Source organism: Streptomyces sp. R11, assembly GCF_041051905.1.
In the GTDB taxonomy this organism is placed as follows: Bacteria; Actinomycetota; Actinomycetes; order Streptomycetales; family Streptomycetaceae; genus Streptomyces.
The window spans coordinates 8,002,739-8,027,662 of sequence record NZ_CP163432.1 but is presented as its reverse complement, the minus strand read 5'-3'; the positions used below and the strand labels follow the sequence as shown (position 1 = coordinate 8,027,662).

General features: G+C 71.6%; 23 protein-coding genes. 12 read left to right on the top strand and 11 right to left on the bottom strand.

The genetic code is table 11. The features are described 5' to 3' along the window. Nucleotides 1-19: 19 nt before the first annotated feature. The 8 genes from AB5J55_RS37195 to AB5J55_RS37160 are packed head-to-tail and all read left to right on the top strand — an operon-like array spanning nucleotide 20 to nucleotide 8,718. Nucleotides 20-340 (top strand): acyl carrier protein, encoded by a 321-nt coding sequence (locus AB5J55_RS37195; RefSeq protein ID WP_369274837.1) that lies wholly within the window; start codon nucleotides 20-22, stop codon nucleotides 338-340. Then, nucleotides 337-3,393, top strand: coding sequence for a type I polyketide synthase (locus AB5J55_RS37190; protein ID WP_369274836.1), 3,057 nt, complete (start codon nucleotides 337-339; stop codon nucleotides 3,391-3,393). The genes AB5J55_RS37195 and AB5J55_RS37190 overlap by 4 nt, the downstream gene beginning before the upstream one ends. After that, a complete protein-coding gene (locus AB5J55_RS37185; protein ID WP_369274835.1) occupies nucleotides 3,393-4,415 on the top strand; it encodes a 3-oxoacyl-ACP synthase III family protein in 1,023 nt (340 codons plus the stop codon). The genes AB5J55_RS37190 and AB5J55_RS37185 overlap by 1 nt, the downstream gene beginning before the upstream one ends. Further along, nucleotides 4,412-6,349 (top strand): HAD-IIIC family phosphatase, encoded by a 1,938-nt coding sequence (locus tag AB5J55_RS37180; RefSeq protein ID WP_369274834.1) that lies wholly within the window; start codon nucleotides 4,412-4,414, stop codon nucleotides 6,347-6,349. Before AB5J55_RS37185 ends, AB5J55_RS37180 begins: the two co-directional genes overlap by 4 nt. Further along, nucleotides 6,346-6,585 (top strand): phosphopantetheine-binding protein, encoded by a 240-nt coding sequence (locus AB5J55_RS37175; RefSeq protein WP_369274833.1) that lies wholly within the window; start codon nucleotides 6,346-6,348, stop codon nucleotides 6,583-6,585. Before AB5J55_RS37180 ends, AB5J55_RS37175 begins: the two co-directional genes overlap by 4 nt. After that, complete coding sequence (locus tag AB5J55_RS37170) at nucleotides 6,582-6,809, top strand: hypothetical protein (RefSeq protein ID WP_369274832.1); 228 nt, start codon at nucleotides 6,582-6,584, stop codon at nucleotides 6,807-6,809. Before AB5J55_RS37175 ends, AB5J55_RS37170 begins: the two co-directional genes overlap by 4 nt. After that, nucleotides 6,806-7,915, top strand: a complete 1,110-nt coding sequence (locus tag AB5J55_RS37165) for an alpha/beta fold hydrolase (RefSeq protein WP_369274831.1) — start codon at nucleotides 6,806-6,808, stop codon at nucleotides 7,913-7,915. The genes AB5J55_RS37170 and AB5J55_RS37165 overlap by 4 nt, the downstream gene beginning before the upstream one ends. Then, complete coding sequence (locus AB5J55_RS37160) at nucleotides 7,912-8,718, top strand: thioesterase II family protein (RefSeq protein ID WP_369274830.1); 807 nt, start codon at nucleotides 7,912-7,914, stop codon at nucleotides 8,716-8,718. The genes AB5J55_RS37165 and AB5J55_RS37160 overlap by 4 nt, the downstream gene beginning before the upstream one ends. Here the strand turns inward: AB5J55_RS37160 and AB5J55_RS37155 are convergent. The 5 genes from AB5J55_RS37155 to AB5J55_RS37135 form a co-directional block, all read right to left on the bottom strand. Then, a complete protein-coding gene (locus AB5J55_RS37155; protein WP_369274829.1) occupies nucleotides 8,657-9,535 on the bottom strand; it encodes an MBL fold metallo-hydrolase in 879 nt (292 codons plus the stop codon). The genes AB5J55_RS37160 and AB5J55_RS37155 overlap by 62 nt on opposite strands. Before the next feature lie 95 nt (nucleotides 9,536-9,630). Then, nucleotides 9,631-11,814, bottom strand: a complete 2,184-nt coding sequence (locus AB5J55_RS37150; protein WP_369274828.1) for an AMP-binding protein — start codon at nucleotides 11,812-11,814, stop codon at nucleotides 9,631-9,633. Further along, nucleotides 11,811-12,986 (bottom strand): acetyl-CoA C-acyltransferase, encoded by a 1,176-nt coding sequence (locus AB5J55_RS37145; protein WP_369274827.1) that lies wholly within the window; start codon nucleotides 12,984-12,986, stop codon nucleotides 11,811-11,813. Before AB5J55_RS37145 ends, AB5J55_RS37150 begins: the two co-directional genes overlap by 4 nt. 5 nt (nucleotides 12,987-12,991) lie before the next feature. Continuing rightward, nucleotides 12,992-14,347 carry an MFS transporter gene (locus AB5J55_RS37140; protein WP_369274826.1) on the bottom strand — a complete coding sequence of 452 codons (1,356 nt, stop codon included), beginning with the start codon at nucleotides 14,345-14,347 and terminating at the stop codon, nucleotides 12,992-12,994. Beyond that, entirely contained in the window at nucleotides 14,344-15,555 is a 1,212-nt protein-coding gene (locus AB5J55_RS37135) for an alpha/beta fold hydrolase (RefSeq protein ID WP_369274825.1), read from the bottom strand. Before AB5J55_RS37135 ends, AB5J55_RS37140 begins: the two co-directional genes overlap by 4 nt. Before the next feature lie 121 nt (nucleotides 15,556-15,676). Between AB5J55_RS37135 and AB5J55_RS37130 the strand changes: the two genes are divergently transcribed. After that, a complete protein-coding gene (locus tag AB5J55_RS37130; protein ID WP_369274824.1) occupies nucleotides 15,677-16,294 on the top strand; it encodes a TetR/AcrR family transcriptional regulator in 618 nt (205 codons plus the stop codon). Here the strand turns inward: AB5J55_RS37130 and AB5J55_RS37125 are convergent. The 6 genes from AB5J55_RS37125 to AB5J55_RS37100 all read right to left on the bottom strand — a co-directional run bounded on the left by AB5J55_RS37125 (nucleotide 16,240) and on the right by AB5J55_RS37100 (nucleotide 21,845). Continuing rightward, on the bottom strand, nucleotides 16,240-16,524 hold the full coding sequence (locus AB5J55_RS37125; protein ID WP_369274823.1) for a DUF2690 domain-containing protein: 285 nt from the start codon (nucleotides 16,522-16,524) through the stop codon (nucleotides 16,240-16,242). The genes AB5J55_RS37130 and AB5J55_RS37125 overlap by 55 nt on opposite strands. A gap of 359 nt (nucleotides 16,525-16,883) precedes the next feature. Then, complete coding sequence (locus AB5J55_RS37120; protein ID WP_369274822.1) at nucleotides 16,884-17,906, bottom strand: Gfo/Idh/MocA family protein; 1,023 nt, start codon at nucleotides 17,904-17,906, stop codon at nucleotides 16,884-16,886. A 25-nt stretch (nucleotides 17,907-17,931) separates the two neighbouring features. Further along, nucleotides 17,932-18,834 carry a sugar phosphate isomerase/epimerase family protein gene (locus AB5J55_RS37115; protein WP_369274821.1) on the bottom strand — a complete coding sequence of 301 codons (903 nt, stop codon included), beginning with the start codon at nucleotides 18,832-18,834 and terminating at the stop codon, nucleotides 17,932-17,934. A gap of 1 nt (nucleotide 18,835) precedes the next feature. Further along, on the bottom strand, nucleotides 18,836-19,744 hold the full coding sequence (locus AB5J55_RS37110; RefSeq protein WP_369274820.1) for an ATP-binding cassette domain-containing protein: 909 nt from the start codon (nucleotides 19,742-19,744) through the stop codon (nucleotides 18,836-18,838). Between the two features lie 5 nt (nucleotides 19,745-19,749). Further along, nucleotides 19,750-20,829 carry an ABC transporter permease gene (locus AB5J55_RS37105; protein ID WP_369274819.1) on the bottom strand — a complete coding sequence of 360 codons (1,080 nt, stop codon included), beginning with the start codon at nucleotides 20,827-20,829 and terminating at the stop codon, nucleotides 19,750-19,752. Beyond that, nucleotides 20,829-21,845 (bottom strand): sugar ABC transporter substrate-binding protein, encoded by a 1,017-nt coding sequence (locus AB5J55_RS37100; RefSeq protein ID WP_369274818.1) that lies wholly within the window; start codon nucleotides 21,843-21,845, stop codon nucleotides 20,829-20,831. The genes AB5J55_RS37105 and AB5J55_RS37100 overlap by 1 nt, the downstream gene beginning before the upstream one ends. Nucleotides 21,846-22,142: 297 nt before the next feature. Between AB5J55_RS37100 and iolC the strand changes: the two genes are divergently transcribed. From iolC to iolB, 3 genes are read left to right on the top strand one after another with little or no spacing between them, the layout of a single operon-like run. Further along, the gene (gene iolC / locus AB5J55_RS37095) at nucleotides 22,143-23,102 is read left to right on the top strand and encodes a 5-dehydro-2-deoxygluconokinase (RefSeq protein WP_369274817.1); all 960 of its coding nucleotides are present in this window, start codon (nucleotides 22,143-22,145) and stop codon (nucleotides 23,100-23,102) included. A 34-nt stretch (nucleotides 23,103-23,136) separates the two neighbouring features. After that, the gene (locus AB5J55_RS37090) at nucleotides 23,137-24,015 is read left to right on the top strand and encodes a deoxyribose-phosphate aldolase (RefSeq protein ID WP_369274816.1); all 879 of its coding nucleotides are present in this window, start codon (nucleotides 23,137-23,139) and stop codon (nucleotides 24,013-24,015) included. 14 nt (nucleotides 24,016-24,029) lie between these two features. Further along, on the top strand, nucleotides 24,030-24,917 hold the full coding sequence (gene iolB / locus AB5J55_RS37085; protein WP_369274815.1) for a 5-deoxy-glucuronate isomerase: 888 nt from the start codon (nucleotides 24,030-24,032) through the stop codon (nucleotides 24,915-24,917). The last annotated feature ends 7 nt before the right edge of the window (nucleotides 24,918-24,924 follow it).

Below are 24,924 nucleotides of genomic sequence, written 5' to 3'. Positions count from 1 at the left end.
CGGAAGAGAGACGCACGCCATGAGCATCACCGACCAGTCCCTCACCCCCGTCGGCACCGCCCCCGTGGACCAGCCGTCGCCGCACCCCGGCGCTGCGGACCTCGAAGGGTGGCTGACCGAGCGGGTGGCCTTCCATCTGCGCCGGGCCTCCGAGGAGATCGACCCGGACACCCCGCTCGCCGACTACGGCATCGACTCGGTCGCGGCGATCAGCATCTGCGGCGAGATCGAGGCGCACGTCCGGCTCGCGGTCTCCCCCACCATCGCCTACGACTTCCCGACCGTCCACGCGATCAGTGAGCACCTCGCCGAGCGCCTGGCCTCCGGGGACCCGTCATGACCGAGCGCGAACCGATCGCCGTCGTCGGCCTGGACTGCCGCTTCCCCGGCGCCCGCGACGCCCGCGAGTACTGGTCGCTCCTCATGGACGGACGCGACGGCACCGACCGGGTTCCCGGCCAGCGCTGGGACGCCGACCGCTACCACGCCGCCTCGTCGACCGCGCCGCAGAGCGCCACCGAAGCCCGGCCGCCGGGCCGCAGCAACACCGTGCGCGGCGGGTTCATCCAGGACCCCGACGCGTTCGACCCGGGCTTCTTCGGGATCTCTCCGCGGGAGGCCGCGGCCATGGACCCGCAGCAGCGGCTGCTGCTGCAGTGCTCGTGGCGGGCCATCGAGGACGCAGCCGTCGCCCCGCAGGACCTGGCCGGCACCGACACCGGCGTGTTCGTCGGGGTGATGGCCAACGAGTGGGCGTATCTCCAACTCGCCGACTACGACAGGATCACCGCCCGGTACGGCTCCGGCAACGGCTACTTCATGGGCGCGAACCGGGTTTCGTACCACCTCGACCTCAAGGGCCCCAGTCTCGCCGTGGACACCGCCTGCTCCTCCTCGCTCTTCGCCGTCCACCTCGCGATGGGCTCACTGCGCTCCGGGGAGTGCGACTACGCGCTGGCGGCCGGGACCAACCTGATCATGACGCCGGTCATCAACATCTTCTACACCCAGGCCGGCCTGTCGGCGCCCGACGGTCGCTGCAAGCCGTTCAGCGCCTCGGCCGACGGCATCGGACGGGCGGAGGGCGTGGCGGTGCTGGTGCTGCGCAGGCTCAGCGACGCCCTGACGGACCGTCAGCCGGTGTACGCCGTGCTGAAGGAGACCGGGATCAACCAGGACGGGCGCAGCAACGGCATCACCGCGCCCAACCGCTGGGCGCAGCAACGGCTGATCGAGTCCGTCTGGCAGCGGGCCGGCGTCACCGCCGACGACATCCGGTTCATCGAGGCGCACGGCACCGGCACCCTGCTCGGCGACTTCATCGAGGCGCAGGCGCTCGGCGAGCTGACCAGCGGCCGCAGCGGCGGCAGCGTGGGACTGGGCTCGGTCAAGAGCAACTTCGGGCACGCCGAGGGGGCGGCCGGGATCGCCGGGCTGATCAAGACCGTGCTGGCGCTTCACCACCGCACGGTGCCGCCCAGCCGGTTCGCGGCCGACGCGAACCCGAGGCTGGACCTGCCCGGGCGCCGGCTCTCCCTGCTCAAGGCACCGCTCAGGCTGCCGTCCGGCACCGTGCACGCCGCGGTCAGCAGCTTCGGTATGGGCGGCAGCAACGCCCACGCCGTGCTCGCCTCCGCCCCCCGAGCGGTGCACCGCGGCCGCGACCGGGCGCCCGGTGTGTTCACGGTCTCCGCCCGGTCCCCCGAACGGCTGCGCGCCAATCTGCTGGTGCAGGCCGACGCCCTGTCACGCCGCCCGGAGAACCAGCTGGCGCAGCTGTGCTGGACCAGCAATCGCGTCAAGTCCCGCCTGCCGTACCGGGCTACCGTCGCCGCCGCCGATCTGCCCACGCTGGCCACCGAGTTGCGCAAGGCCGCGGAGCACGTCGAGGAGGCCTCCCGGGTGGACGGCGGGCGGCGCGCGGCGGCGTCGGTGGCGTTCGCCTTCACCGGGCAGGGCGCCCAGCACCCCCGCATGGCCGCGTCCTGGTACCGGTCGTTCCCCGCCTACGCACGGCATTTCGACGAGATCGACAAAGTACTCGCCCCGCACACCGGACGGTCGGTGCGCGACCTGGTCCTCGACGGCGATCCGGAGGTCCACCGGGCGCGCTCGGCCCAGCCGGCGCTGTTCGCCGTGGGGTACGCGATGGCCGCCGCCCTCGTCGAGTCCGGGATCGCGCCGTCGTACGTCCTCGGGCACAGCATCGGCGAGTTCGCCGCCGCCTGCCTGGCCGGTGCGCTGGACGTGGCGGACGCCGCCCGGCTGGTCGCCCGGCGCGGAGCGCTGATGGAGGCACTGCCCGGGGACGGCGGGATGCTCGCGGTGAGCATGGGTGCCGCGGAGGTCGAGTCGCTGCTGGTGAGGCGGCGGCGGCTCGGCCTGGCCGCCGTCAACGGACCGGGCAGCACGGTGGTCGCCGGAGACCTCGGTGAACTGGCCGCACTGGAAGAGCAGTTGACCAAGCGCGGGGTGGCCGCCCGGCGGCTCACCGTCTCCCATGCCTTCCACTCGCCGCTGATGGAACCCGTGGTCGAGGACTTCCGCCGGGAGTGCGCGGACGTGCCCGCCCGGGAACCGCGAATTCCGCTCTTCTCCACGGTGAACGGCCATCAACTCACCGGCGGGGAAACCATGGACGCCGACTACTGGGCACGGCAGATCACCGCGCCGGTGCGGTTCGCCGATGCCGCGAGCGCTCTGCTGGCCGCAGGCGTGACCCACGTGGTGGAGATCGGCCCGCGGGCGGTGCTGACCCCGCTGCTGGCCCGGCTCAAGCCGGACGCCGGTCACCCGGTGCGCCTGCACGCCGCCCACCCGGGCGAGCATGCCTCGGACCACCGGCCCCAGCAGCTGTTCGGTGAGCTGTGGTGCGCCGGGCTCGCGCCGGAGTGGGACGTGCTGTACGCCGAGGCCGACCGGGTGCCCCGCCGACTGCCGCCGTACGTGTTCGACGACTCGTTCCGCGCCTGGCGCACCGGCACCGCCCCGGGCCTCCCGGAACTGTCCGCGCCTGACTTCCCCCCCGGCGCGGACACCGCGGTCCGTAGGGGTGCGGACCGCGGGGAATCGTGCCCGCCGGCCCCGGCGGTTGACCGGCCGGACACTCTCACCGTCCTGACACGCCAACTGGTGTGCCGGGTCGGCGGGCACGACCCCGAGCACGTGCACGACCACGACCGGCTCCACGAGGACCTGGGCTTCGACTCGATCCGGGTGATGGAGCTCAAGGCCCGGATCGAGGACGCGCTCCCACGACTCGGCACTCTCCCGATCGAGGACCTGCTCGCCGGCCTGCGCACCGTGGGTGACCTCGTCGGATTCCTGCGCGAGAGGCACGTCGCCGAGGGCGCCGCGGCTCCCTTACCCACAACCCCGGAAGGAACCCGCTGATGACCGCACCCATCGTCCATCTGGCCTCGGTCGGCACCTGTCTGCCCGGTGACCCCGTGGACAACGCGACCCTGGCCAAACTCGTCGGCGTCGACGAGACCTGGGCCGAGATGTTCATCGGCAACGCCACCCGGCACTTCACCGTCGACCTCCCGACCGGTGAGGTACGGCACACGCTGGCCGACATCGCCGCGACCGCCGCCGACCGGGCTCTGACTCAGGCCGGTCTGGAGCCGTACGACATCGACTGCGTCGTCATGGGCACGGCCACGCCGGACCAGCTGATGCCCGCCACGGTGAACCTGGTGGCGGACCGGCTCGGCATCGACAACGTCCCCACCTATCAGCTGCAGTCCGGCTGCGCCGGCGCCGTGCAGGCCCTCGACGTGGCCCGCACGCTGCTGCTCGCCGAGCGCTGCGGCACGGTGCTGGTGATCGGCGGCGACGTGTGCGCCAAACACCTGGAGACGGATTTCGACCTGGGATCGCGCACATCGGCCGAGCTGGTCAACTACGTGCTCTTCGGCGACGGCGCCGGCGCGGCCGTGCTCAGCCATGAAGCGCTCGGGCAGCGCGTCGTGATCCGTCAGGTGCTCAACCGGCTGGTGGGGCTGGGCCGGGAGCCGGGCCAGGTCGTCGACTGGTTCGGGCTCGGCGACCGGCACACCGACCGCACCGCAGTCTTCGAGGACTACAAGGCGATCGAGGAGGCGGTGCCCGCGCTGGCCCAGCAGACGTTCTGGGAGCTCATGGAGGACCTGGGCTGGGGCACGCACGAGCTGGACTTCCTGCTGCCCCCGCAGCTGTCCGGCCGGATGAGCGACCGCATCTCCGACGGCATGCCCGCCCCGAACGCCCGCCGCGTCAACGTGGTGCGCCACGTCGGCAACAACGGCAACGCGCTGCCGTTCCTCCAGCTGGAGGAGCTGCTGCGGCAGTGGGACGGCCCCGGGCGCGCCCTCGCCGTCGCCATCGAGTCCAGCAAGTGGATCAAGTCCGGTGTCGCACTGGAGCGTTCATGACGGCGACCAGGAAGCACAGCGCACCGGACCCGGCGGCCACCTGGCACGACCCCGAGGCGTTGAGCGCGCTGCGCGCACTGCACCGCGCGGGCAGGCTCCCGGCGGAGTACGGCTCGGTACGGTCCCTGCTGTCGCGCATGCCGGTGGCCGACCTCCCGGCCGCGGGCCAGCTGCTGGCCCGGCTCGATCCGAAGGAGGTGTGCCGCCACGCGGACGTGCCGGTGGTCACCGTCACCGTCACCGGCCACTCGACGGTGGCTGGGCTGGTGGCTCCCCTCACCTCCGAACTGGCCCGGCACGGGCTGCTGCTGGAGGCGAAGGTCTCGCCGTACGGCGCCTACCTCCAGGATCTGATGCGCCCGGCCACGGCCGGCGAGGACCAGCCACAGCTCACACTCTGCCTGCTCGACGCGCACACCGTCTTCGACGACGTCACGGTGCCGTGGCGAGCCGAGGACGTGGAGGCCGCCGCACGGGCCAGGCTCTCGCTCCTGACCGGCGCCGTGCGCACCCACCAGCAGGCCGGCCGGGGCCTGCTCGTCCTCAACACCGTGCCGCTGCAACGCCGTTACACCCACCAGCTGGTCGACCTGCGCTCGCGGGCCCGGCTCGGCGCGGTGTGGCGGGAGTTCAACAGCGGGCTGCTGACCCTGGCCGAACAGTACCCGGGCGTGGTCACCGTGGACCTCGACCCGCTGGTCGCCGAGGGCGTACCCGCGTGCGAGCCACGCACCGCGCAGTACGCCCGGGCCCGGCTCTCCGACGCGCTGCTGGCCGCCTACGCCCGGGAGACCGCCCACGTCGTACGCGCCCGCCTCGGCCGCACCCGCAAGTGCCTGGTGCTGGACCTGGACGGCACGCTGTGGGGCGGGGTCCTCGGCGAGGCCGGGCCCGGTGGCATCGAGCTCGGCGCGGGGCTGCGCGGTGAGGCCTTCCAGGAGTTCCAGCGGACGGTGCGGCAGCTCGGCGCGCAGGGCGTACTGCTCGCGGTCAGCAGCAAGAACGACACCGAGCTGGTCCGCTCGACGCTGCGCACCCACCCGGGCATGCTGCTGCGCGAGGACGACTTCGTCCGCGTCAACGCCAACTGGAAGGCCAAGCACGACAATCTCCGCGACATCGCGGACAGGCTCGGGCTCGGCCTGGACAGCTTCGTCTTCGTCGACGACAGCACCTTCGAGTGCGGACTGGTCGGCGAGCAGCTGCCCGAGGTCGCCGTGGTCCGCGTCGACGAGGAGCCCGCGCTGCATCCCGCGGCGCTGCTGGCCGACGGCTGGTTCGACCTGTTCGAGCTGACCGAGGCCGACCTGGAACGGGCCGGCCGCTACCGCACCGAGACGCTGCGGCAGGAGTTCCGTGAGGACGTCGGCTCCTACGAGGACTATCTCGACGGGCTCGGCCTGGAGGTCGACCTGCGGCCGCCGGACGAGTCCGAGATCGCTCGGGTGTCCCAGCTGACCCTGCGCACCAACCAGTTCCACCTGGCCACCGAACGTCTGCAGGCGGCCCAGGTGTCGGCGCAGGTGGGCCGCCCGGGGCACCACGTGCCCGCCGTACGCGCGCGTGACCGGTTCGGTGACCACGGCCTGGTCGGCGCGCTGTTCCTGCGGCGTGAGGGAGAGGTGCTGCGCATCGACAACTTCGTCCTGAGCTGCCGGGTGTTCTCCCGGGGCATCGAGAGCGCCTGTGTGGCGGCGGTGCTGCGGTTCGCCCGCGACACCGGAGCGAGCGCGGTGACGGGCCGCTACCTTCCCTCGCCCCGCAACGCGGCCTTCGCCTCCTTCTACGCCGACCACGGTTTCGCCCCGGTCGGCACCGACCCGGACGATCCCGAGGCCGTCTTCTTCCGGCACGACCTGACCGACATCGCCCCCGCCCCTGCCCATCTGCGGCTGCACGCCGCGTTCGGGCCGTTCGACGGAGACCCGACATGACCACCGCCCTCGCCGACATCGCGGAGTTCCGCCTGCTGCTGGAGGAGGAACTCGGCCTGCACGTCCGGGCCGACGACCTCGATCGCCCGCTGGACGACTTCCCCGACTGGGACTCGGTGCTGCTGCTCAGGCTCGTGACCGTCGTGGAGGACGTCGTCGGCCGACGCGTCCCGGTGGCCGACGTGCTCCAGGCACGCACGTTCCGCCAGATGTTCGAGGTGGTGGCCGGCCCATGACCACCCCTCGGCCAGACGCCGCGCCCGACGCCCCCGACACCTGCGTGCACTTCCACGCCTTGTTCCTCGACACCCAGCTCGACGTGTTCCTCTCCCCCGGCCTCGGCAGGCGGGTGCGGGCCGGTCTCGCCCGCTTCCTCACCGGCCGCGGGGACAGCCGGGCGACCGACGGCACGCCCGATGCCCCGGAACGGGTCCCGGAAGAGAAAGGAGCGGCCCGATGATTCCCCTCGCGGAGCTGCGGAGGTTCGCCCTGCCCCACGCGCACGCCCAGGGCATCCCCGCAGATGTCATCGACCGGGTGATGCGGAGCCTCAGCACGGACGTCGGGGACGAGGGCCCCGGCGCCTGGGTGCACGAGTGGTCGTCGCGCGGCATGGCGGCCGAGGCTCGCGGTCGCGACCTGGACGCCGTCCGCTGCTACGCGATGGCCCGTTTCCCCTACGTCGACGGGCCGTTCCGGCAGGCGGCGCAGAGCGCCTGCGTCGAGGCCTTCGACCGCTGGCGCAAACGCGTACGCGGCATCTCCCGACTCGACCTGCCCTACGGGGACAACGGCTTCGCCTGCTGGGCCGCCGGCCTGTCCACCCATAGCAGGCTCCCGCTCATCATCGTCCTGGGCGGCATCACCGGCACCAAGGAGCAGTGGGCCCCGGTGCTCGCCGGAGCCGACCGGCTCGGCGCGGCCGTCGTGGTCACGGAACTGCCCGGCGTCGGCGAGAACACCCTCACCTACGGAACGGACAGCACACGCATGCTCACTTACCTCCTCGACCTGCTCGGCCGCGCCGCCGACGCCTCCCGCACCTGTGTCGTGGGCCTGAGCTTCGGCGGGCATCTCGCGCTGCGCCAGGCCCTGGAGGACGACCGTATCCGGGGGCTGGCAACCGTCGGGGCTCCGGTACGGGACTTCTTCGTCCGCGCCGCGGACCACACGCCGCTCCCGCGCCTGGTGAACCTGACCCTCTCCCACGTCATGCGCACGCCGGTGGACCGGCTTCCGGCCGCCCTGGCCGACTGGGAGCTGGACGAGGAGCGGCTCACCCGGCTGCGCACGCCGGTCGCCTACGCGGCGAGCCGCGCCGACGAGATCGCGCCCCCCTCGGACGTCGAGCTGCTGGAACGTACCGTGCCGCACCTGCGCCTGGTGGAGAACGACGTCCTCGGCGGCCGGCCCGACCGGGCGGCCGAGACCCGGCTGTGGCTGCTGTCGCAGGCGCTGCGCATGACCGGCACGGCGGGTACCGTACGCCGGGCCGCCTCGGCCCGCGCCCGCGTCCTGCGCGCCCGCCACCGCCTCGCCCGTACGTCGGCCGGAGACCCCGCATGACGACGAGTGCCTCGGTCTCCTGCCTGAGCCGGGCGCCCCGTCCGGACGCCCGGCTGCGGCTGTTCTGCTTTCACCACGCCGGCGGCGGGGCCTCGTTCTTCAGTTCCTGGGCCCGGCGCGTGCCGTCGGACGTCGACGTCCTGCCGGTGCAGCTGCCGGGCCGCGAGGCGCGCTACCGCGAGCCGCGGTACCAGGACGCCGGGGAGGTGGTCGACGCCCTCGGGCGTGACCTCGCTCCCTGTCTCGATGCGGGACCGTGGGCCGCGTACGGCCACAGCATGGGCGCCCTGCTGTCCTTCGCTCTGGCTGCGGCCCGGCTGCGCGCGGGCGGGCGCGGTCCGGATGCGCTGTTCCTGGGAGCTTACGCGGCCCCGCACCGTACGCCGACGCTGCCGCCGCCCGACCGGTACGAGGACGGCGAACTGGCCCGCCTGCTCGTGGATTTCGGCGGGCTGGACCCGCGGTTCCTGGGGCGGGCGGACTGGCTGCGGGTGCTGCTGCCGATCCTCCGCGACGATCTGCGGATCTGCGCGAGCCACCAGCGGGCGGGGCTGCCGGACCCGGACGACGAGCGGGCCCGGCTGCCGCTGACCGTCGAGGCGTTCGCAGGCACCGACGACCCGCTCGTCGACCCGGCCGCCGTGCGGGCCTGGGGGCGGTATGTGCACCGCTTCCGCCTGACTCCGGTCCCCGGCGGCCACTTCTTCCCGCGCGAGGCGCCCGACGCGTTCTTCGACCGGCTCAACCGTTCGCTGGCCCGGCTTCTCGCGGAGCCGGGGGCACCACCCGGGGCACCCGGCTGATCCGCCGCCGGATGTCCTCGGCATTCTTCTCGTACAGCGTGCGCTGCTCCTGGATGCCGGGCATGACCCACAGCGGCCGCGCCGAGGCGTCGGCGAACGCGAGGCCGTGGTCGTCGGGCCGCAGCCCGGTCAGGGTGAGCTCGAACGACTCCAGGTAGTCGATGTCACCGGCCGCGGTGAGCCGGAACGGCCGGTCGTGGCCCGGGTAGATCAGATCGGACACCGTCAGGACCCGCTCGATGCTGTGGGCGGCCTGGTCGGCGTCCCAGAACACCAGGGGGTTGCGCCTGGTGCGGGCGACGTACGCGAAGTGCAGGGCGTCACCGGTGATGGCGGCGCGGCCGTGCTCGGTCTGCACGATCACGCCGATGCTGCCGGGCGAGTGGCCGGGCAGGCCGATGACGCCGACCCCCGGGATGATCTCCTCCCCGTCCGTGACCTCGCGGACGGGGAGCTGTTCCAGCAGCAGCCCCGTCCAGGCGGGCGTGGCCCAGTCGTTGGCGTGCGGGAGGTGCGCGTACCGGCGTTCGTCGGGGTGCAGGACGAGGGTGGCCCGCGGGAACAGGTCGATGTTCTGGACGTGGTCCCAGTGGGCGTGGGTGAGGACGACGGTGTCGATGTCCTCGGCGGTGAGGCCGTGTCGGTCGAGCGCCTTCCAGAGGAAGGGGCGGCGGCCGACGTGGGCGGCGTCGATGATGATGTTCCTCTCCCGTCCGGCCGCATCCGGACCGCGGACCAGGAACACCCCGCAGAAGGCAGGGTAGCCCTGGTCCGTGTCGATGGCGAAGCCGGGCAGGAGGATGTCGATCGTCGGCATGGAACTCCCTTGGGTGGTGGGCGTGTCGGGCTGTGGACGTCTCGTCCGCCTGCCTGGATGCCGGGACGGGTGGCCCGCCTGAACGGGTCCTGCCTTCACTGCTCGTGCAGGGCGGCACGGATCGCGTCGAGGCAGCCGGGGTTGACGAGCGTGGACAGGTCGCCGGGTGCCTCGCCGGTGACGAGGCCGCGGACGAGCCGCCGCATCACCTTGCCGTTGCGGGTCCTGGGCAGCTCCGGCACGGCGACCACCCGGGCGGGGCGGAACGCGGCGCCGAGCGCACCGGCCACCCGCCCACGAATCCGCTCGGCCTCCGTCTCGCCCAGCGACCGGCCGTCGGCCGGGACCGCGAAGCACCACAGGGCCTCCCCCTTGACAGGGTGCGGGATGCCGACCGCGGCCGCCTCGGCGACAGCCGGGTCGCCGACGACGGCGTCCTCGACCTCGGTGGGCCCGAGCCGTTTGCCGGCCAGCTTGATGACATCGTCGAGCCGCCCGTGGACGAACCACTCGTCGCCGGTGCGTGAGACGAGGTCGCCGTGGGACCAACGGCCCGGCCTGGGACCGAAGTAGGTCTGGGCGAAGCGTTCGCGCGCCCGCCACAGCCCCCGGGTCATGCCCGGCCAGGAGCGCTCGACGACCAGCTCGCCGAGCTGCCCCTCCGGCGGCTGCGCGCCGGAGTCGTCCTCGGCAACCGCGGCGATGCCCAGGCAGGGGCCGGCGAAGCCGCACGGCGACTGGGGCAGGGTGGGCGCGGAGGCGAGCAGGGATCCGCCGACCTCGGTGCCGCCGCAGATGTTGATCACGGGGCAGCGTTTGCCGCCGAACTCGGCGAAGTACCAGCGCCAGGCGTCCTCGGTCCACGGCTCCCCGGTCGAGCCGAGGATCCGTAGCCGGGAGGGCACGACCGGGTCGCGCGGCTCACGGCCCATCAGCATGCGGGCCAGGCTGGGCGAACTGCCGAAGACGGTGACCTCGTGGTCGTCGAGCAGGTGCCACAGGCGGGTGACGTCCGGGTGGTCGATCGCGCCCTCGTAGGCCAGGACGCAGGCGCCTGCGAGGGTACCGCCCAAGGCGATGAGCGGGAACATGATCCAGCCGGGGTCGGTCACCCAGAAGACCACGTCGTCCGGCCGCAGGTCGAGGTTGTACCGGGTCTCGCTGCCGACCTGTGCCGGGAAGCCGCCGTGGGTGTGAACCGCGCCTTTCGGGCGGCCGGTGGTGCCGGAGGTGTGCAACAGGAGGAACGGGGCAGTGACGGGCACCGAGACGACCGGGACGGGTTCGGCGGCGGCCAGCCGGTGCCAGTCCGTCGTCGCGAGCCCGACGCGGTCGTGGCCGCCGGGCCCTGAGGGCACCGTTCGCCCCTCCTGCTCGCCGCCTGCGGGGGAGGGCCTCTCGGATGCCTCCGGCTCACCGCGCTCGCCGGCGGCCGAAGCGGGCCGTTCGCCCGTCACCGGCTCACCGCGCCCGCCACCCACCGAAGGACGCTCAGCGGCGTGGGCCCGTTCGTCGGGCCCACCGGTCCCGGACGGCACGCCAGGCCCAGCCGGGGCGCGCGGACAAGGTGAGTCGGAGGAGTGCCGTGGCCCGCTCGGCTCCCGCACGACGACGAGATGGCGTACGCACGTGGCGCTCTCCAGTGCCGTGCGGGCCACCGCCGCCATGTCCTGCCGACGCCCCCGCCGGACGGCGTCCCCGGCGGTGACCAGGACCCGGACGTCGGCATCGACGAGCCGGATCGCGATGGCCTCGGCGCCGAACCCCGAGAACAGCGGAACCAGTACGGCACCGATGCGCGCGCAGGCGAAGAGCAGGACGAAAGCCTCGGGACCGGGAGGCAGGTAGCCGGCCACGCGGTCCCCGGACATGACACCGAGCCCGCGCAGCCCGCCGGCCACCCGGGCGCTGTACGCGGCCGCTTCACCGTAGGTCAGCACCCCGCGCGTGCCGTCCTCCCGCTCCCAGCGCAGTGCCGGAGCCTGCCCGCTCCCCTGCCGCACCCGGCGCTCCAGGCAGGAGTCCACGAGGTTGGTGTACGCGCCCGGGAACCAGCGCGTGAACGCGATGCCTCCGGATTCGTCGCACACGCGCAGCGGCGGCCGGTGCCAGACTATGCCGATGTCCTGCACGGCCCGCTCCCAGAACCACTCGGGGTCGGCCGCGGACCTGGCCTGGAGCGCGCGGTAGCCGCCGTCGACGCCGTGCCTGCGGCAGAACGCCGTGATGTTGCTCCGCTCGGTGAACTCCCGCGTCGGATACCAGGCGTACGCGCTCATCGGGCCGCGCTCGGATTCTCGATCAGTGCGGCGATGCCCTGGCCGCCGCCGATGCACAGGGCGACCACGGCCAGCCGGCCGCCGGTGCGGCGCAGTTCGTGCGCCGCCTTGAGCAGCAGGACGCATCCGGTGGCGCCGATGGGATGGCCCAGGGCGATCGCCCCACCGTTCGGGTTGACCCGGTCCGGTTCGAGCTTGAGGTGGTCCATGACGGCCAGGACCTGGGCTGCGAACGCCTCGTTGAGTTCGATCACGTCGATCTCGTCCAGGGTGAGGTCGTTGCGGCGCAGCAGGGTGCGGATCGCCTCCGCGGGGGCGACGCCCATGATCTCCGGCTCCAGCGCCGTCACGGCGGCGTCACGCAGTCGGCACAGCGGTGTGATGCCGGAGTCGAGGTCGGCCGCGCGCATCAGGAGCACGGCGGCGGCACCGTCGTTGATGCCGGCCGAGTTCCCGGCGGTGATCGTGCCGTGCTCCGCGAAGACGGGGCGCAGGCCTGCGAGTTTCTCCTCCGTCGTACCGGGCCGGGGGTGTTCGTCCCGCTCGACGATGCCGTGCGCGGTGGCCACGGGCACGATCTGATCCTGGAACCGTCCCTCCTCCACGGCGGTGGAGGTGCGCCGCTGGCTCTCGGCGGCCCATCGGTCCTGGCGCCGCCGCGAGATGCCGTACCGGTCGGCCACCGCCTCGCCCGTCATGCCCATGGGGTAGTCCCCGAAGGGGTCGGTGACCAGGGAGACGGTGCCGTCGATGGTCGTGCCTTCGGCCAGTTCGTCGGGGGCCCGTTCGCCGTAGTCGAGCAGCGGCTGACGGGTCATCGACTCGTTGCCGCCCGCCACGACGACGTCGGTCGCACCGAGGGTGAGGCTCTGCGCGGCGGACCAGACCGCCTGGAGACCTGATCCGCACAGCCTGTTGACGTTGTACGCGGTGGTCCGCACGGGCAGCCCGGCACGCAGTGCCGCGCGCCGGGCGTTGAACGCGTCGGGGCCGACCTGGCCCACGCAGCCCAGGACGACTTCGTCCACGGCGTCGAGTTCCAGTCCGCCGCGCAGGACCGCCTCCCGGATCACAACGGCTCCCAGCCGGTGGGCGGGCACCGAACTCAGATCGCCTTTGTACCGGCCGATCGGGGTGCGGGCCCCTTGGACGACGGCGATGTCTACGGGCATCGGGGTCACTCCTTCACTGAGGGCTCCGCGTCCGTGCCGAACGCGGGGGACGCCACCGGGGGTTCGGGCAGCAGGGCGAGCGCGTCCCGGTCGGGACGGATCAGGAACGCCGAGAGGACGGCACCGGTGATCAGCAGGCCGGCGGTCAGGTCGAAGGCCCGGCCGTAGCCGACGGCCTCGGTGGGCGCGGCGTCGATGATCCGGCCGGTGACGTAGGGGGCGAGCAGGCTGGAGAGGGCGGCGAGGGCGTAGGACAGCCCCAGAGCCGCGCTGCGTCGTCCGGGCGGGCAGATGTCCGCGATCGCCGCGTTGGTCAGCGGGGTCTGTCCGTTGCCGGCGGAGAACGCGAGTACGAGCAGCGGCAGCAGGACGGCGGGGCCGACCCGGGTCGTCAGGAGCAGGCAGACACCGGCCAGGAGCGGAAGTGACGCGCCCATCAGCCCCTGCGCGACCCGGGCGGTCCCCCCTCGCCGCAGCAACCGGTGCGCGACGGCTCCCGCGGTGAGGACGAGGACGGCCATCGACAGGGCGGGCAGGCCGACGATCCCGCTGACCTCCGCGTCGCTGAAGCCGGCCTGTTCCTCCAGGAACAGCGGGAGCCAGGCGAAGCCCAGTGCGAGCGTCCACATGACCGCGAACGCCGAGAACGTCGCCCCCAGCCAGGTGCCGGTGGTGACGACGCGCCAGAACGGCACGGACGGCTGCTCCTCTGCCGCCCTGGACGGTTCGTCCTGGGCGGGGCCGAGGCGCGCGGTGTACGGGCCGCCGCCGCCGAGCCTGAGCCAGGCGACGGCCCACACCACCCCGACGGCCCCGAGCAGGCCGAACGCGGCCCGCCAGCCGAGGCTGTTGTTGACCAGGACGACCAGCGGGGCGGCCAGGACGGTGCCGCCGGCGGCACCCGCGACCACGACGGCCGAGGGCAGGGCACGCCGCTTCTCCGGGAACCAGGTGAAGGCCGTGTAGTTGGCCAGGGGGTACCCCGGCCCCTCACCCGCGCCGAGCGCCACCCGGGTGGCGACGAGCGCCGCGAATCCTGTTGCGGGGAGGAGGATCGGCAGCTGGGCCGCCGCCCAGACCAGGGCGAGCACGGCAAGCAGAGGCCGGGGGCGGATGCGGTCGCCGAGGAAGCCGACGGAGACCGCCGAGAGGCTGAACAACAGGTAGAAGCTGCTGGCGATGGTGCCGAACTCGGTGGCCGTGAGGTCGAGATCGTCCTTGATGGGGCCCGCGGTCAGACCGAGCACGGCCTTGTCGGCGGCGTTGATCACGATGAACAGCGCGAGCAGGGTCAGTACGGTGCGCCTGCGGCGCCGGGTGTCGTCCGCGGCGTCCGGCCGGGTGTCCGCTTCGACGGTCATGCCAGGGACAGCCGTTCGTCGAGCCAGTCGAACGTACGCTGGTGGAAGCGGAGCGCCGCGCCCTCCTGGCAGTGCTCACCGGCCCCTTCGGCGTCGGTGAACACCGTGAACTCCTTCGGGCAGCGCAGCGCGTCGTGCACCCGCCTGGCCTCACCGTGGCAGATCACGTCGTTCTCCGCGTCGAGGACCAGGGTCGGGCAGGTGACACGCTCGGCCGCGCCGTCGAGGTTGTACGGCGCGCAGGCGCGCAGCGCCTCGGGAGGCGTCTTGGCCCCGAAGACCCACATGCCGTGCCGCAGGAACCAGCGCACCCGTGTGCTCTGCACCATGCCGACGTCCAGTGCGGGCCCGGCCACGTCGTCGCGGCCCTCCGCCACCCACTCGCCCAGGTGGGGCGGGATAGCGCGGAGCGGGAGTTCGTAGAAGTCGTAGATCCCGTTGTGCAGGACGCACGCGGCGAGGCGGTGTTCGAACGCGGCCGCGCGGGCGGCCAGCAGCCCGCCGAAGCTGGTGCCCCACAACACGAGCCTGTCAGGGTCCACCTCCGGACGGGTCAGGGCGTGGTCGACCACAGGGCCGACCACGTGTTCCCAGTCCGGCCGGAAGACGAGGCCCTGCTCCCGCCGGACGGACTGCTGGCCGGGTCCTTCGAAGGCGAGCACGTGGTAGCCGCGGCGCAGCGCACCGCCCGCCACCATGAAGTACAGCTCTTCCAGGGTCGAGTCGTAGCCCCCGTGGTGGATCACCGTGGGCAGGCGGCGGGCCGTGTCGCCGGCTCCGTCGGCGCGGAACAGGTATCCCGGCAGGGTGGTGTCCTCGTAAGGGATCTCCAGGCGCAGCGCGGGCACGTCGAAGAGTTCGGCCGCCCGTGCGAAGGTCTGCCGCGAGCACCGGGCGAGCCGGTCCGACTCGGTGTCCGCGTCGCGGTTCTCGACGCGGAAGAAGTCCGCGGTCCGGTAGTAGTTCGAGGCCCGCAGCAGTGCCTCACGGGCGCTGACCCGGTGGCCTGCGGCCAGCGCCTCGTCGCCGATGTGGTGGAGGCGTTCGGCGAGCGCGGTCCACTCGCGGTACCAGGCCTGCTCGTCGCCGTCCGGGATGTTCCGGCAGGTGACGAGGACCTCGCCGAGGTCCGCGCCGGCGTAGGCGGCATGCCCGGCGGTACGCAGAGCCTGGAAGGAGAACGCCACATCGTCGAAGTGGAACTTCATCGTGACCCCCTTTCCCGGACATGTCCGGGGTGGAACGGAACAGGCCCGTTCCGTCTCGTCGCGGAACGTACACCCGGCCTCGGCGGAACGCAACCGTTCCGTTCGGTGTTAATCTCGCGCGGTGGACTCCACCAGCCGGAACACGTTCGACCGCAGGCCCACCGGCTCCGCGGTGCTACGGGAATCCGTGACCGAGACGATCAGGCGGGCGGTCTTCGAGGAACTGGCCGAGACCGGGTACGCCCGGATGTCCATGGAGGCCGTGACCCGCCGGGCCCGTGTCGGCAAGGCGGCCCTCTACCGCCGCTGGCCCGCCAAGGAGGCCATGGTGGTGGAGCTGGTCTCGGAGGCCGCCGCCGCACACCTGCCCGCGACGGCCGACTCCGGGGCGCTGCACGACGACGTCGAGCGCTTCATCCGGCACACCATGGCCGACCTGCGGCATCCCCTCGCCGGCCGGATCATCCCCGACCTGGTGGCCGAGTCGGCCCGCAACCATTCCCTGCGCGAGGCGCTGCACGAGGCGGTCCTCGGTCCCCGGCGCGCGGCTGTGGCGACGCTCCTGCGCCAGGCGGTGGACCGCGGCGAGTTGCCCGGCGACATCGACATGGGCCTGGCCGTCGACATTTTCGGAGCTCCGCTGTACTTCAGGATGCTCGCGGTCGGTGGCCCCACCGACGACGCCTACGTCACCCGCCTCACACACGCCGTCCTGGCGGCGCTCGCCGCCAGCCGCTGAAGGCTTCTGCGCAGCGCCGAGGGGCCGTGGGCCGGGGCCATCGGCGGGAAGCGATGCCCTTCCGCGTCAAACTCGTCGGCGACGGTGGCCCGTTGGGTCCGGCCACCGGGTCCGGTGATCCCGACGCGGTCACCGAACCGGGACTGCCGGATCCGTGCCCAGGCCGCCTCGCGGCGCACGCTGAACCGGATCTCGATCCCGGCTCCCCCACCGGGGCGCCGACCGGCCATGTCCTGGGGGCCCGGCCGCAGCCTTGTTCTGCGGGTCCCTGGCCGCACAGGCCGGTCCGCGGCAGCGCGGCTGCGCAGTGGACGCGGTCCTGGCGTTCCGGGACGCCACCTCCCGGTCCAGGGCCACCGCGAGGGCGAGGGCCGCACCGACCGCGACGGGCAGGACATTGCGCTCCGCACTGCGGGGCCCTGCGGAATTTGCCGGCCGGACCGGCAGCACACGCCACAGGCCATGGCCGCCCCGGGGACTGCGCCGACCGCTGCTCCCTTCGCCCGGCGTCCGCGGCTCGGGGCCCGGCAGGCGCCGGCCCGTTACCGGCGGACGCCGAGCCCTTCCGACCGGGGTGGCACCTGCACCCTCACTGGTACAGCGCGGGCCGTTCGACCAGATCCACCGGAACCCGACCGCCCTCCCCCAGCGCCTGTACGGCCGCCTCGCACACCGCGGCCACGGCGTACCCGTCCCACGCGCTGGGTCCGGTGGCCTCGCCGCGCCGGGTGGCGTCGACCCAGGCCTGCACCTCACGGTCGTACGCGTCGGCGAACCGCTCGATGTAGTCCTGGGCGATGATGCCGCCCCAGCGGCCGGCCGCGTTGGTGACCATGGCGTGGCCGTCGCCGACGCGGGCGGTGCCGCGTTCGCAGACGACCTCGGCCTGGACCTGGTAGCCGAAGCCGCAGTTGATGAAGATCTCGACGTCGACGATCGCCCCGCCGTCGGTCTCGAAGACGACGAACTGCGGGTCGCGGATGCCGTCCGGCGCGTTCGCCGACGGTGTCGGGGCCAGCACGGTGACGGCCGTGATCTCGTGGCCGAGCAGCCAGCGGGTCACGTCCATCTCGTGCGTCACCGAGTCGTTGATGAGCATCTCGGACGTCCAGCCGGGCGGGCTGGCGACGTTGCGGTGCCGGTTGTGGAGCATCAGGGGACGGCCCAACTGGCCCGTCTCCAGCAGGGCCTTGAGCTTCGTGTACTCGGCGTCGTAGCGCCGCATGAAGCCGACCTGGACCCGGCGCCGGCCCAGCTTCTGCTCGGCCTGCACAACGCGCAGCGCGGACGCGGCGTCGGGGGTGAGGGGTTTCTCGCACAGCACCGGCAGATCGTGCTCGAAGGCCGTGAGGAGTGCCGCCTCGTGGGCGGGCCCCGGCGAGGCGATGATCACCGCGTCGACGTCGGCCGACGCCATCGCGGCGGCCGGGTCGGTGTGGGCGGCGCAGCCGTCGACGCGGGCGGCCACCGATTTGGCGCGTTCCGCGTCGACGTCCACGACGGCGGTCACCCGTGCCCCGCTGATGGCCTCCTGGACACGGCGGACGTGGTCCGCGCCCATCTTTCCGGTACCGATGACTGCGACTCCGAGCGTGTGCGGACGCTGAGTCATGGTGATCGGCCGTCCTTTCGGGTCGTCAGGCGCCGCAGGACCTCAGGAACTTGCGGGTACGGACCGCGATGGGCAGGGGCTTGTCCGGCTCGCACGGGTACATGTCCTGCTCGACGATCGCGAACAGGTCCACGTTCAGCTTCTGCGCGGCCGTCAGGACCGGCCCCAACTCCGGTACGCCCGCCGGGGGTTCGCACATCACGCCGCGCTGGACGGCGGGCCCGAACGGGATCTCGTTCTTCACCACGTCCGCGAGGATCTCCGGGTCGACCTGCTTGAGGTGCAGATAGCCGATGCGCTCGCCGTAGGTCTCTATCAGCTTGACGCTGTCGCCACCGCAGTAGGCGTAGTGGCCGGTGTCCAGGCAGAGGTTGACCAGGTCGGAGTCGGTGGAGTCGAGGAAGCGCTCGACGTGGGCCTCGGTGTCGATGTGGGTGTCGGCGTGCGGGTGCACGACGATGTCGAGGCCGAACTGCTCCTTCACCTCGTGACCGAGCCGCTCCATGCCCTTGGTCAGATGGGCCCACTGCTCGCCGGTGAGCTCCGGCGGCTCCAGGATCTCGGCGGTCTTGTCGTCGCGCCAGAAGGACGGTATGACGACCAGGTGCTTGGCGCCCATGGCCTGGGTGAGACCGGCGACCTGGCTGACGTGCTCCCAGGTGGACTCCCAGACGGCGGGGCCGCGGTGCAGGCCGGTGAAGATCGTGCCCGCGGACACCTTCAGATTGCGCCGGTTCACCTCGTCCGTGAGCCGGGCCGGGTCGGTCGGCAGATAGCCGTACGGGCCCAGCTCGATCCACTCGTAGCCGGCCTCGGTGACCTCGTCGAGGAAGCGTTCCCAGGGCACCTGGACGGGGTCGTCGGGGAACCAGACGCCCCAGGAGTCGGGGGCCGAGCCGACCCGGATGCGGTCCAGCACAGGGGGCATGTCAGGACTTCCCTTCGGAGGATGCCACGGGTGCGGTGAGGTCTGCGGCTTCGGGGAGTTCCTCGACGTCAACGCCGCGGACCTGGGCCAGTTCGTGCTTGAGGGCGGCGAGTTCGGTGCCGCCGGCCATGTGGTTGGTCAGTTCTTCGAGGCTGACCTCGTCGCGGGAGGCGTTGAGCTCCATCGTGCCGAGGCGCAGGACGCTGAAGTGGTCGCCGACCATGTAGGCGTGGTGGGGGTTGTGGGTGATGAAGATGACGCCGAGTCCGCGGTCGCGGGCGGCGGCGATGTACTTCAGGACCACGCCGGACTGCTTGACGCCGAGGGCGGCAGTGGGCTCGTCCAGGATCAGCACGCGGGCGCCGAAGTAGACGGCGCGGGCGATGGCCACGCACTGGCGCTGGCCGCCGGACAGGGTGCCGATGGGCTGTTCCAGGTCATCGAGGATGATGCCCATGTTGCGCAGTTCTTCGTCGGCGGTCTTCTTCATCTTGTCGATGTCGAGACGGCGTACGGGCCAGGGGCCCTTGGTGATCTCGGAGCCGAGGAAGAAGTTGCGCCAGACCGGCATCAGGGGGACGACGGCAAGGTCCTGGTAGACCGTCGCGATGCCCTTGTCCAACGCCTCGCGGGGAGTGGAGAAGCGCACCGGTTCGCCGTCGACGAGGAACTCGCCCTCGGTGTGCTGGTGCAGACCCGAGATGATTTTGATGAGGGTCGACTTGCCCGCGCCGTTGTCACCGAGAACACAGGTGACCTGGCGCGGGAACACCTTCAGGTCGACGCCGTGCAGGGCGCGGATGTTGCCGTAGGACTTGCCCGCGTTGCGCAGTTCGACGACCGGGGCGTCCTTCTGCGGGGTCTTGTCCTGCAGGACGGCACCGTGGGTGCCGGTTTCGTTGCTTGTCATTCGGGTCACCTCCGGGTCGCCGTGCGCTGGACCCACAGATTGATGAGGACGGCGCCGAGGAGCATCACGCCGAGGAAGGCCTTGAACCAGTCGGGGTTCCAGCCGGCGTAGACGATGCCCTGCTGCACCAGGCCGAACATGAACGCGCCGAAGACCGGCCCGATCGCGGAACCGGCGCCACCGGTCAGCAGACAGCCACCGATCACCGCGGCGGCGATGTAGATCAGCTCCTGACCGACCCCCTCACCGGACTGCACGGTGTTGAACGAGAACAGCTGGTGCATGCCGACGAACCAGGCGCCGAAGCCGACCAGCATGAACAGCGAGATCTTCGTGAACGTCACGGGCACACCGACGGCCCGCGAGGAGTCCTTGTTGCCGCCGACCGCGAAGATCCAGTTGCCGTACTTGGTACGCAGCAGCACCCACGTGGCGAGCGCCGCGAAGACGAGCCACCACACGACGGTGATCTTCACCTGGACACCGCCGACGTCGAACGACGAGGCGAAGATCGCCTTGGCCTGTTCGAAGCCGTCCATGTCGCTGATGTCGTCGGTCGCGACGTTGCCGGTGATCAGCTTGGTGACCGCCAGGTTCACGCCCTGGAGGATCAGGAACGTACCGAGGGTGACCAGGAAGCTCGGCAGACCGGTCTTGACCAGCAGCCAGCCGTTGAACAGACCGACTCCGAGGGACACGATCAGGGCGACGATCACACCGACCCAGACGTTCATCGTCAGCTGATAGCTGACCATGCTCGCGGTCAGGGCCGAGGTGATCACGGCGACGCCGGCGGACAGGTCGAACTCGCCGCCGATCATCAGCAGCGCGACCGGCAGGGCCATGATCCCGATCGTCGACGACTGATACAGGATGTTCGCCATCGAGCTGCCGTCACGCACGGCCGGAGCCGTGATGAGGAAGAAGATCAGCACCGCGACGGCGCCGAGGAAGACACCGACCTCGGGACGGGCGAGGAGGCGCAGCGCCAGGGGGCGCTCCTTGGTCCGCCCGTCGGATTCCTTGCCGGGGCCGGAGGCCGGCGGTGTGGTCACCGCCGGCTCAGCCTGTCGGGTCATGCTCATCACCGAGTGCCCTTCGCGGCGAACTTGTCGATCGTCTCGACGTTCGTCTTGTCGACGAAGGCCGGTCCGGTCAGCACCGGTGCCTCGCCGCCGCCCATGTAGTTGCCGTTGTTCTTGTAGAGCCACAGGGAGTCGATCGCCAGGTAGCCCTGGAGGTAGGGCTGCTGGTCGACGGCGAACTCGATGTCGCCCTTGCTGATCGCTCCGGTCAGCTGCTTGTTGAGGTCGAAGGTGGCGACCTTCGCCTTGCTGCCCGTCTCGTCGACCGACTGCGCGGCCGTCAGCGCGAACGGGGCGCCGAGGGCGACGACGTAGTCGATGTCGCTGTCCGTCTTGAGCTTGGCGGTGATCGTGGACTTCACGGACGGCATGTCCGTGCCGTTGACGTTCAGGGTCTCGGTCGTGCCCTCGAACGTCTTCTTCACTCCGTCACAGCGCTGGGTGAGGCCGATGTTGCCCTGTTCCTGGATGACACAGACGGCCTTCTTGGCGCCCTCCTCGTTCAGCCGCTTGCCGAGCGCCTCGCCGGCCACCGTCTCGTCCTGGCCGAAGAACTCCATCAGGCCGAGCTTCTGCCAGTCGCTCACACCGGAGTTGAGACCGACGACAGGGATGTTCGCCGCCTTCGCCTTGCTGACGACGTCCTTCATCGCGTCCGGCTTGGCGAGGGTGATCGCGATGCCGTCGACCTTCTGGTCGATCGCGTTCTGCACCAGGTTGGCCTGGTTGCCCGCGTTCGGGTCGGCGGAGTAGACCAGCTTGATGTTGTCCTTCGCGGCGGCCGCTTCGGCGCCCTTGCGGACGATGTCCCAGAAGGTGTCACCGGGCGCCTGGTGCGTCACCAGGGCGACGGTCATACGGGGAGTGGTGGCCTTGCCCGCAGAAGCGTTTTCCCCACCCTCCTCGGCCTGCTTGCCACCGGAGCTGCTGGAGCATCCTGCGAGGGTCAGCGCAGCCGCGGCAGCCAGAGCCACCATGGGGGCCAGCTTGCGGGAGCGGGGGTAGTAGCGGTCCATCTTTCCAGCACCTCACTGTGCGACGGGTGTGCGACGGGGGGAAAGGGATGATCACTGGATCCGAGACCCGGACCCTTGGGAAGTCCGGGTCGTGTGTTGTGGAACACGGCGGGTTCGCTGACACGGGATCCAATCCCTGGATGCGCCCGCTGTCAATACTTTGTTAAGACATCATTTCACGCTCAGGTCCGAATGTAAGTACAAACTATTGACAGCGTCGACCTCCACGACCTACACCTGGGGGGCGGCAGGCCCGATGGGACCCGCACCCCCAGTCCAGCTGTAGGAGCGTCGCGCATGGCCGAGTCAGCCAAGTCCTTCGACTTGATCACGATGGGAAGGATAGGAGTCGATCTCTACCCCCTGCAGTCTGGCCTACCTCTGACGCAGGTGGAGACGTTCGGTAAATTCCTCGGAGGCTCGGCCGCGAACGTCGCGGTGGCCGCCGCTCGGCTCGGCCGCGACACCGCCGTGATCACGCGCACCGGCGACGACCCGTTCGGCGCCTACCTGCACGAGGCCCTGAAGGACTTCGGCGTGGACGACCGCTGGGTGACGCCCGTCGCGGCGTATCCGACGCCGGTGACGTTCTGCGAGATCTTCCCGCCGGACGACTTCCCGCTGTATTTCTACCGGCAGCCTAAGGCCCCTGACCTGGAGATACACTCCGACGAACTCGACTACTGGGCCATCCGCTCGGCCCGGGTGTTCTGGATCACCGGCACCGGTCTGAGCGAGGAGCCGAGCCGCTCGGCCACCCTCGCCGCCCTCAAGGCCCGCGACAAGGCGGGCACGACGGTCTTCGACCTCGACTGGCGGCCGATGTTCTGGCGCGACCCGGACGAGGCCCGCCCGTACTACGCCGAGGCACTGCGGCACACGACGGTCGCGGTCGGCAACCTCGACGAGTGCGAGATCGCCACCGGCGTCCGCGAGCCGCGCGCCTGCGCCGAGGCGCTGCTGGCGGCCGGCGTGGAGCTCGCGGTCGTCAAGCAGGGCCCCAAGGGCGTGCTGGCGGTCCACCGCGACGGCACGGAGGCCGAGGTGCCGCCGGTGCCGGTCGAGGTGGCCAACGGCCTCGGGGCGGGCGACGCCTTCGGCGGCTCGCTGGTCCACGGGCTGCTGTCCGGGTGGGATGTGGCCGAAACCATGCGATACGCCAACGCCGCCGGCGCCCTCGTCGCCTCCCGCCTCGCCTGCTCCTCCGCGATGCCCACCGAGTCCGAGGTCGAGAGCCTCCTCGCCCAGGCGTCATGACGGCCGACCGAGCCACCCCTGAACGGAGCTTTCCTTGAGCATCAGCATCCCCGACCTCACCGCGGTCAGAGCCCGGCACCCCGAGGCGATCGCGGAGGCGGCGGCAAGCCGGGTGCGCCGCCCGCTGGTCGGCGACAGCGGCCGCCTGATGATCGTGGCCGCCGACCACCCGGCACGCGGCGCGCTGGGCGTCGGCGACCACCGGCTCGCCATGGCCAACCGGGCCGATCTGCTGGAACGTCTCTGCACGGCGCTGTCCCGGCCCGGCGTGGACGGGGTGCTGGCCACCGCCGACATCCTGGAGGATCTGCTGCTGCTCGGCGTCCTCGACGACAAGGTTGTCATGGGCTCCATGAACCGCGGTGGCCTGGCCGGAGCGTCCTTCGAGATGGACGACCGCTTCACCGGCCACCGCGCCGAGGACATCGCCCGGCTGCGCTTCGACGCGGGCAAGCTGCTGGTCCGTATCGACTACGACGACCCGGGCTCGCTCACCACCCTGGAGTCCACGGCCCGGGCTGTCGACGCCATGGCCGCGCTCCAACTGCCTTTGTTCGTCGAGCCGTTCATATCCCGGCGGGTCGAGGGCAAAGTGCGCAACGATCTGTCCGCCGAGGCCGTCACCAAGTCGATCGCCATCGCGTCGGGCCTGGGCGGCACCTCGGCGTACACATGGCTGAAACTGCCCGTCACCCATGACCCCGACGACATGGCCGAAGTTCTGGAGACGTCCACACTGCCCGTCGTCCTGCTGGGCGGCGAGGTCGGGGACGACCAGGAGGGTGCCTACGAGCGCTGGCGCAAGGCGCTCCGGCTCCCGACCGTCCAGGGCATGGTCGTCGGCCGCTCGCTGCTCTACCCGGCCGAGGGCAGCGTGGAGACGGCGGTGGACACGGCCGTCGGCCTGTTGTGACCCGGAGGAGCACGATGACGTATCACCTTCCCGCGGGAAAGGCGCTCGGCGGCCCGTACGTCGTGGACGTCACGCCCGAGAAGGCCGGCTGGGGCTACTCCAGCCTGCGGATCCTGGAGCTGCCGCCCGGCGGCTCGCACAGTTTCGAAACCGGCGACAGCGAGTGGATCGTGCTGCCGCTGAACGGTGGCTGCACGGTCGATGCCACCGACGATTTCGGCCATGACACGTTTCAACTCGCCGGCCGTGACAGCGTGTTCAGCGCCGTCAGCGACTTCGCCTATGTGCCGCGCGACGCCCGTACCACCGTCTCGTCGCCCGGCGGCGGACGGTTCGCGCTGACCGGTGCACGATGCTCCCGACGGCTGCCCGCCCGCTACGGACCGGCGTCGTCGGTGCCGGTGGAGCTGCGCGGCACGGGGAACTCCTCCCGCCAGGTGAACAACTTCGGCGCGGCCGGGGTCTTCGAGTGCGACAAGCTCATCGCGGTCGAGGTCATCACGCCGGGCGGCAACTGGTCGTCCTTCCCGCCGCACAAGCACGACGAGCACCGGCCCGGCGAGGAGTCGGTCCTCGAAGAGATCTACTACTTCGAGTTCGCCGACCACGAGGGCACCCCCGGCCTCGGCTACCAGCGCGTCTCCCCGTCCGGACACGGCCGCAACACCGATGTGCTGGCCGAGGTGCGCGGCGGTGACGTCGTGCTCATCCCCGACGGCTGGCACGGGCCGTCCATGGCCGTGCCCGGTCACCACATGTACTACCTCAACGTCATGGCGGGCCCCGAGGCCGAGCGCGCCTGGCTGATCTGCGACCACCCCGACCACGCCTGGATCCGCGGCACCTGGCCGGACCAGCCCGTCGACCCCCGTCTGCCCCTCTACACCGCTGAGTCCCAGTGAGGTCCCC

Coding starts and splice junctions, on each gene's coding strand:
- AB5J55_RS37195 (WP_369274837.1), top strand. CDS start 20: ATGAGCATCACCGACCAGTCCCTCACCCCCGTCGGCACCGCCCCCGTG.
- AB5J55_RS37155 (WP_369274829.1), bottom strand. CDS start 9,535: ATGCCGACGATCGACATCCTCCTGCCCGGCTTCGCCATCGACACGGAC.
- AB5J55_RS37135 (WP_369274825.1), bottom strand. CDS start 15,555: ATGAAGTTCCACTTCGACGATGTGGCGTTCTCCTTCCAGGCTCTGCGT.
- AB5J55_RS37110 (WP_369274820.1), bottom strand. CDS start 19,744: ATGACAAGCAACGAAACCGGCACCCACGGTGCCGTCCTGCAGGACAAG.
- AB5J55_RS37190 (WP_369274836.1), top strand. CDS start 337: ATGACCGAGCGCGAACCGATCGCCGTCGTCGGCCTGGACTGCCGCTTC.
- AB5J55_RS37115 (WP_369274821.1), bottom strand. CDS start 18,834: ATGCCCCCTGTGCTGGACCGCATCCGGGTCGGCTCGGCCCCCGACTCC.
- AB5J55_RS37150 (WP_369274828.1), bottom strand. CDS start 11,814: ATGAGCGCGTACGCCTGGTATCCGACGCGGGAGTTCACCGAGCGGAGC.
- AB5J55_RS37100 (WP_369274818.1), bottom strand. CDS start 21,845: ATGGACCGCTACTACCCCCGCTCCCGCAAGCTGGCCCCCATGGTGGCT.
- AB5J55_RS37165 (WP_369274831.1), top strand. CDS start 6,806: ATGATTCCCCTCGCGGAGCTGCGGAGGTTCGCCCTGCCCCACGCGCAC.
- iolB (WP_369274815.1), top strand. CDS start 24,030: ATGACGTATCACCTTCCCGCGGGAAAGGCGCTCGGCGGCCCGTACGTC.
- AB5J55_RS37140 (WP_369274826.1), bottom strand. CDS start 14,347: ATGACCGTCGAAGCGGACACCCGGCCGGACGCCGCGGACGACACCCGG.
- AB5J55_RS37120 (WP_369274822.1), bottom strand. CDS start 17,906: ATGACTCAGCGTCCGCACACGCTCGGAGTCGCAGTCATCGGTACCGGA.
- AB5J55_RS37145 (WP_369274827.1), bottom strand. CDS start 12,986: ATGCCCGTAGACATCGCCGTCGTCCAAGGGGCCCGCACCCCGATCGGC.
- AB5J55_RS37175 (WP_369274833.1), top strand. CDS start 6,346: ATGACCACCGCCCTCGCCGACATCGCGGAGTTCCGCCTGCTGCTGGAG.
- AB5J55_RS37105 (WP_369274819.1), bottom strand. CDS start 20,829: ATGAGCATGACCCGACAGGCTGAGCCGGCGGTGACCACACCGCCGGCC.
- AB5J55_RS37185 (WP_369274835.1), top strand. CDS start 3,393: ATGACCGCACCCATCGTCCATCTGGCCTCGGTCGGCACCTGTCTGCCC.
- AB5J55_RS37160 (WP_369274830.1), top strand. CDS start 7,912: ATGACGACGAGTGCCTCGGTCTCCTGCCTGAGCCGGGCGCCCCGTCCG.
- AB5J55_RS37180 (WP_369274834.1), top strand. CDS start 4,412: ATGACGGCGACCAGGAAGCACAGCGCACCGGACCCGGCGGCCACCTGG.
- AB5J55_RS37125 (WP_369274823.1), bottom strand. CDS start 16,524: ATGGCCGGTCGGCGCCCCGGTGGGGGAGCCGGGATCGAGATCCGGTTC.
- AB5J55_RS37170 (WP_369274832.1), top strand. CDS start 6,582: ATGACCACCCCTCGGCCAGACGCCGCGCCCGACGCCCCCGACACCTGC.
- iolC (WP_369274817.1), top strand. CDS start 22,143: ATGGCCGAGTCAGCCAAGTCCTTCGACTTGATCACGATGGGAAGGATA.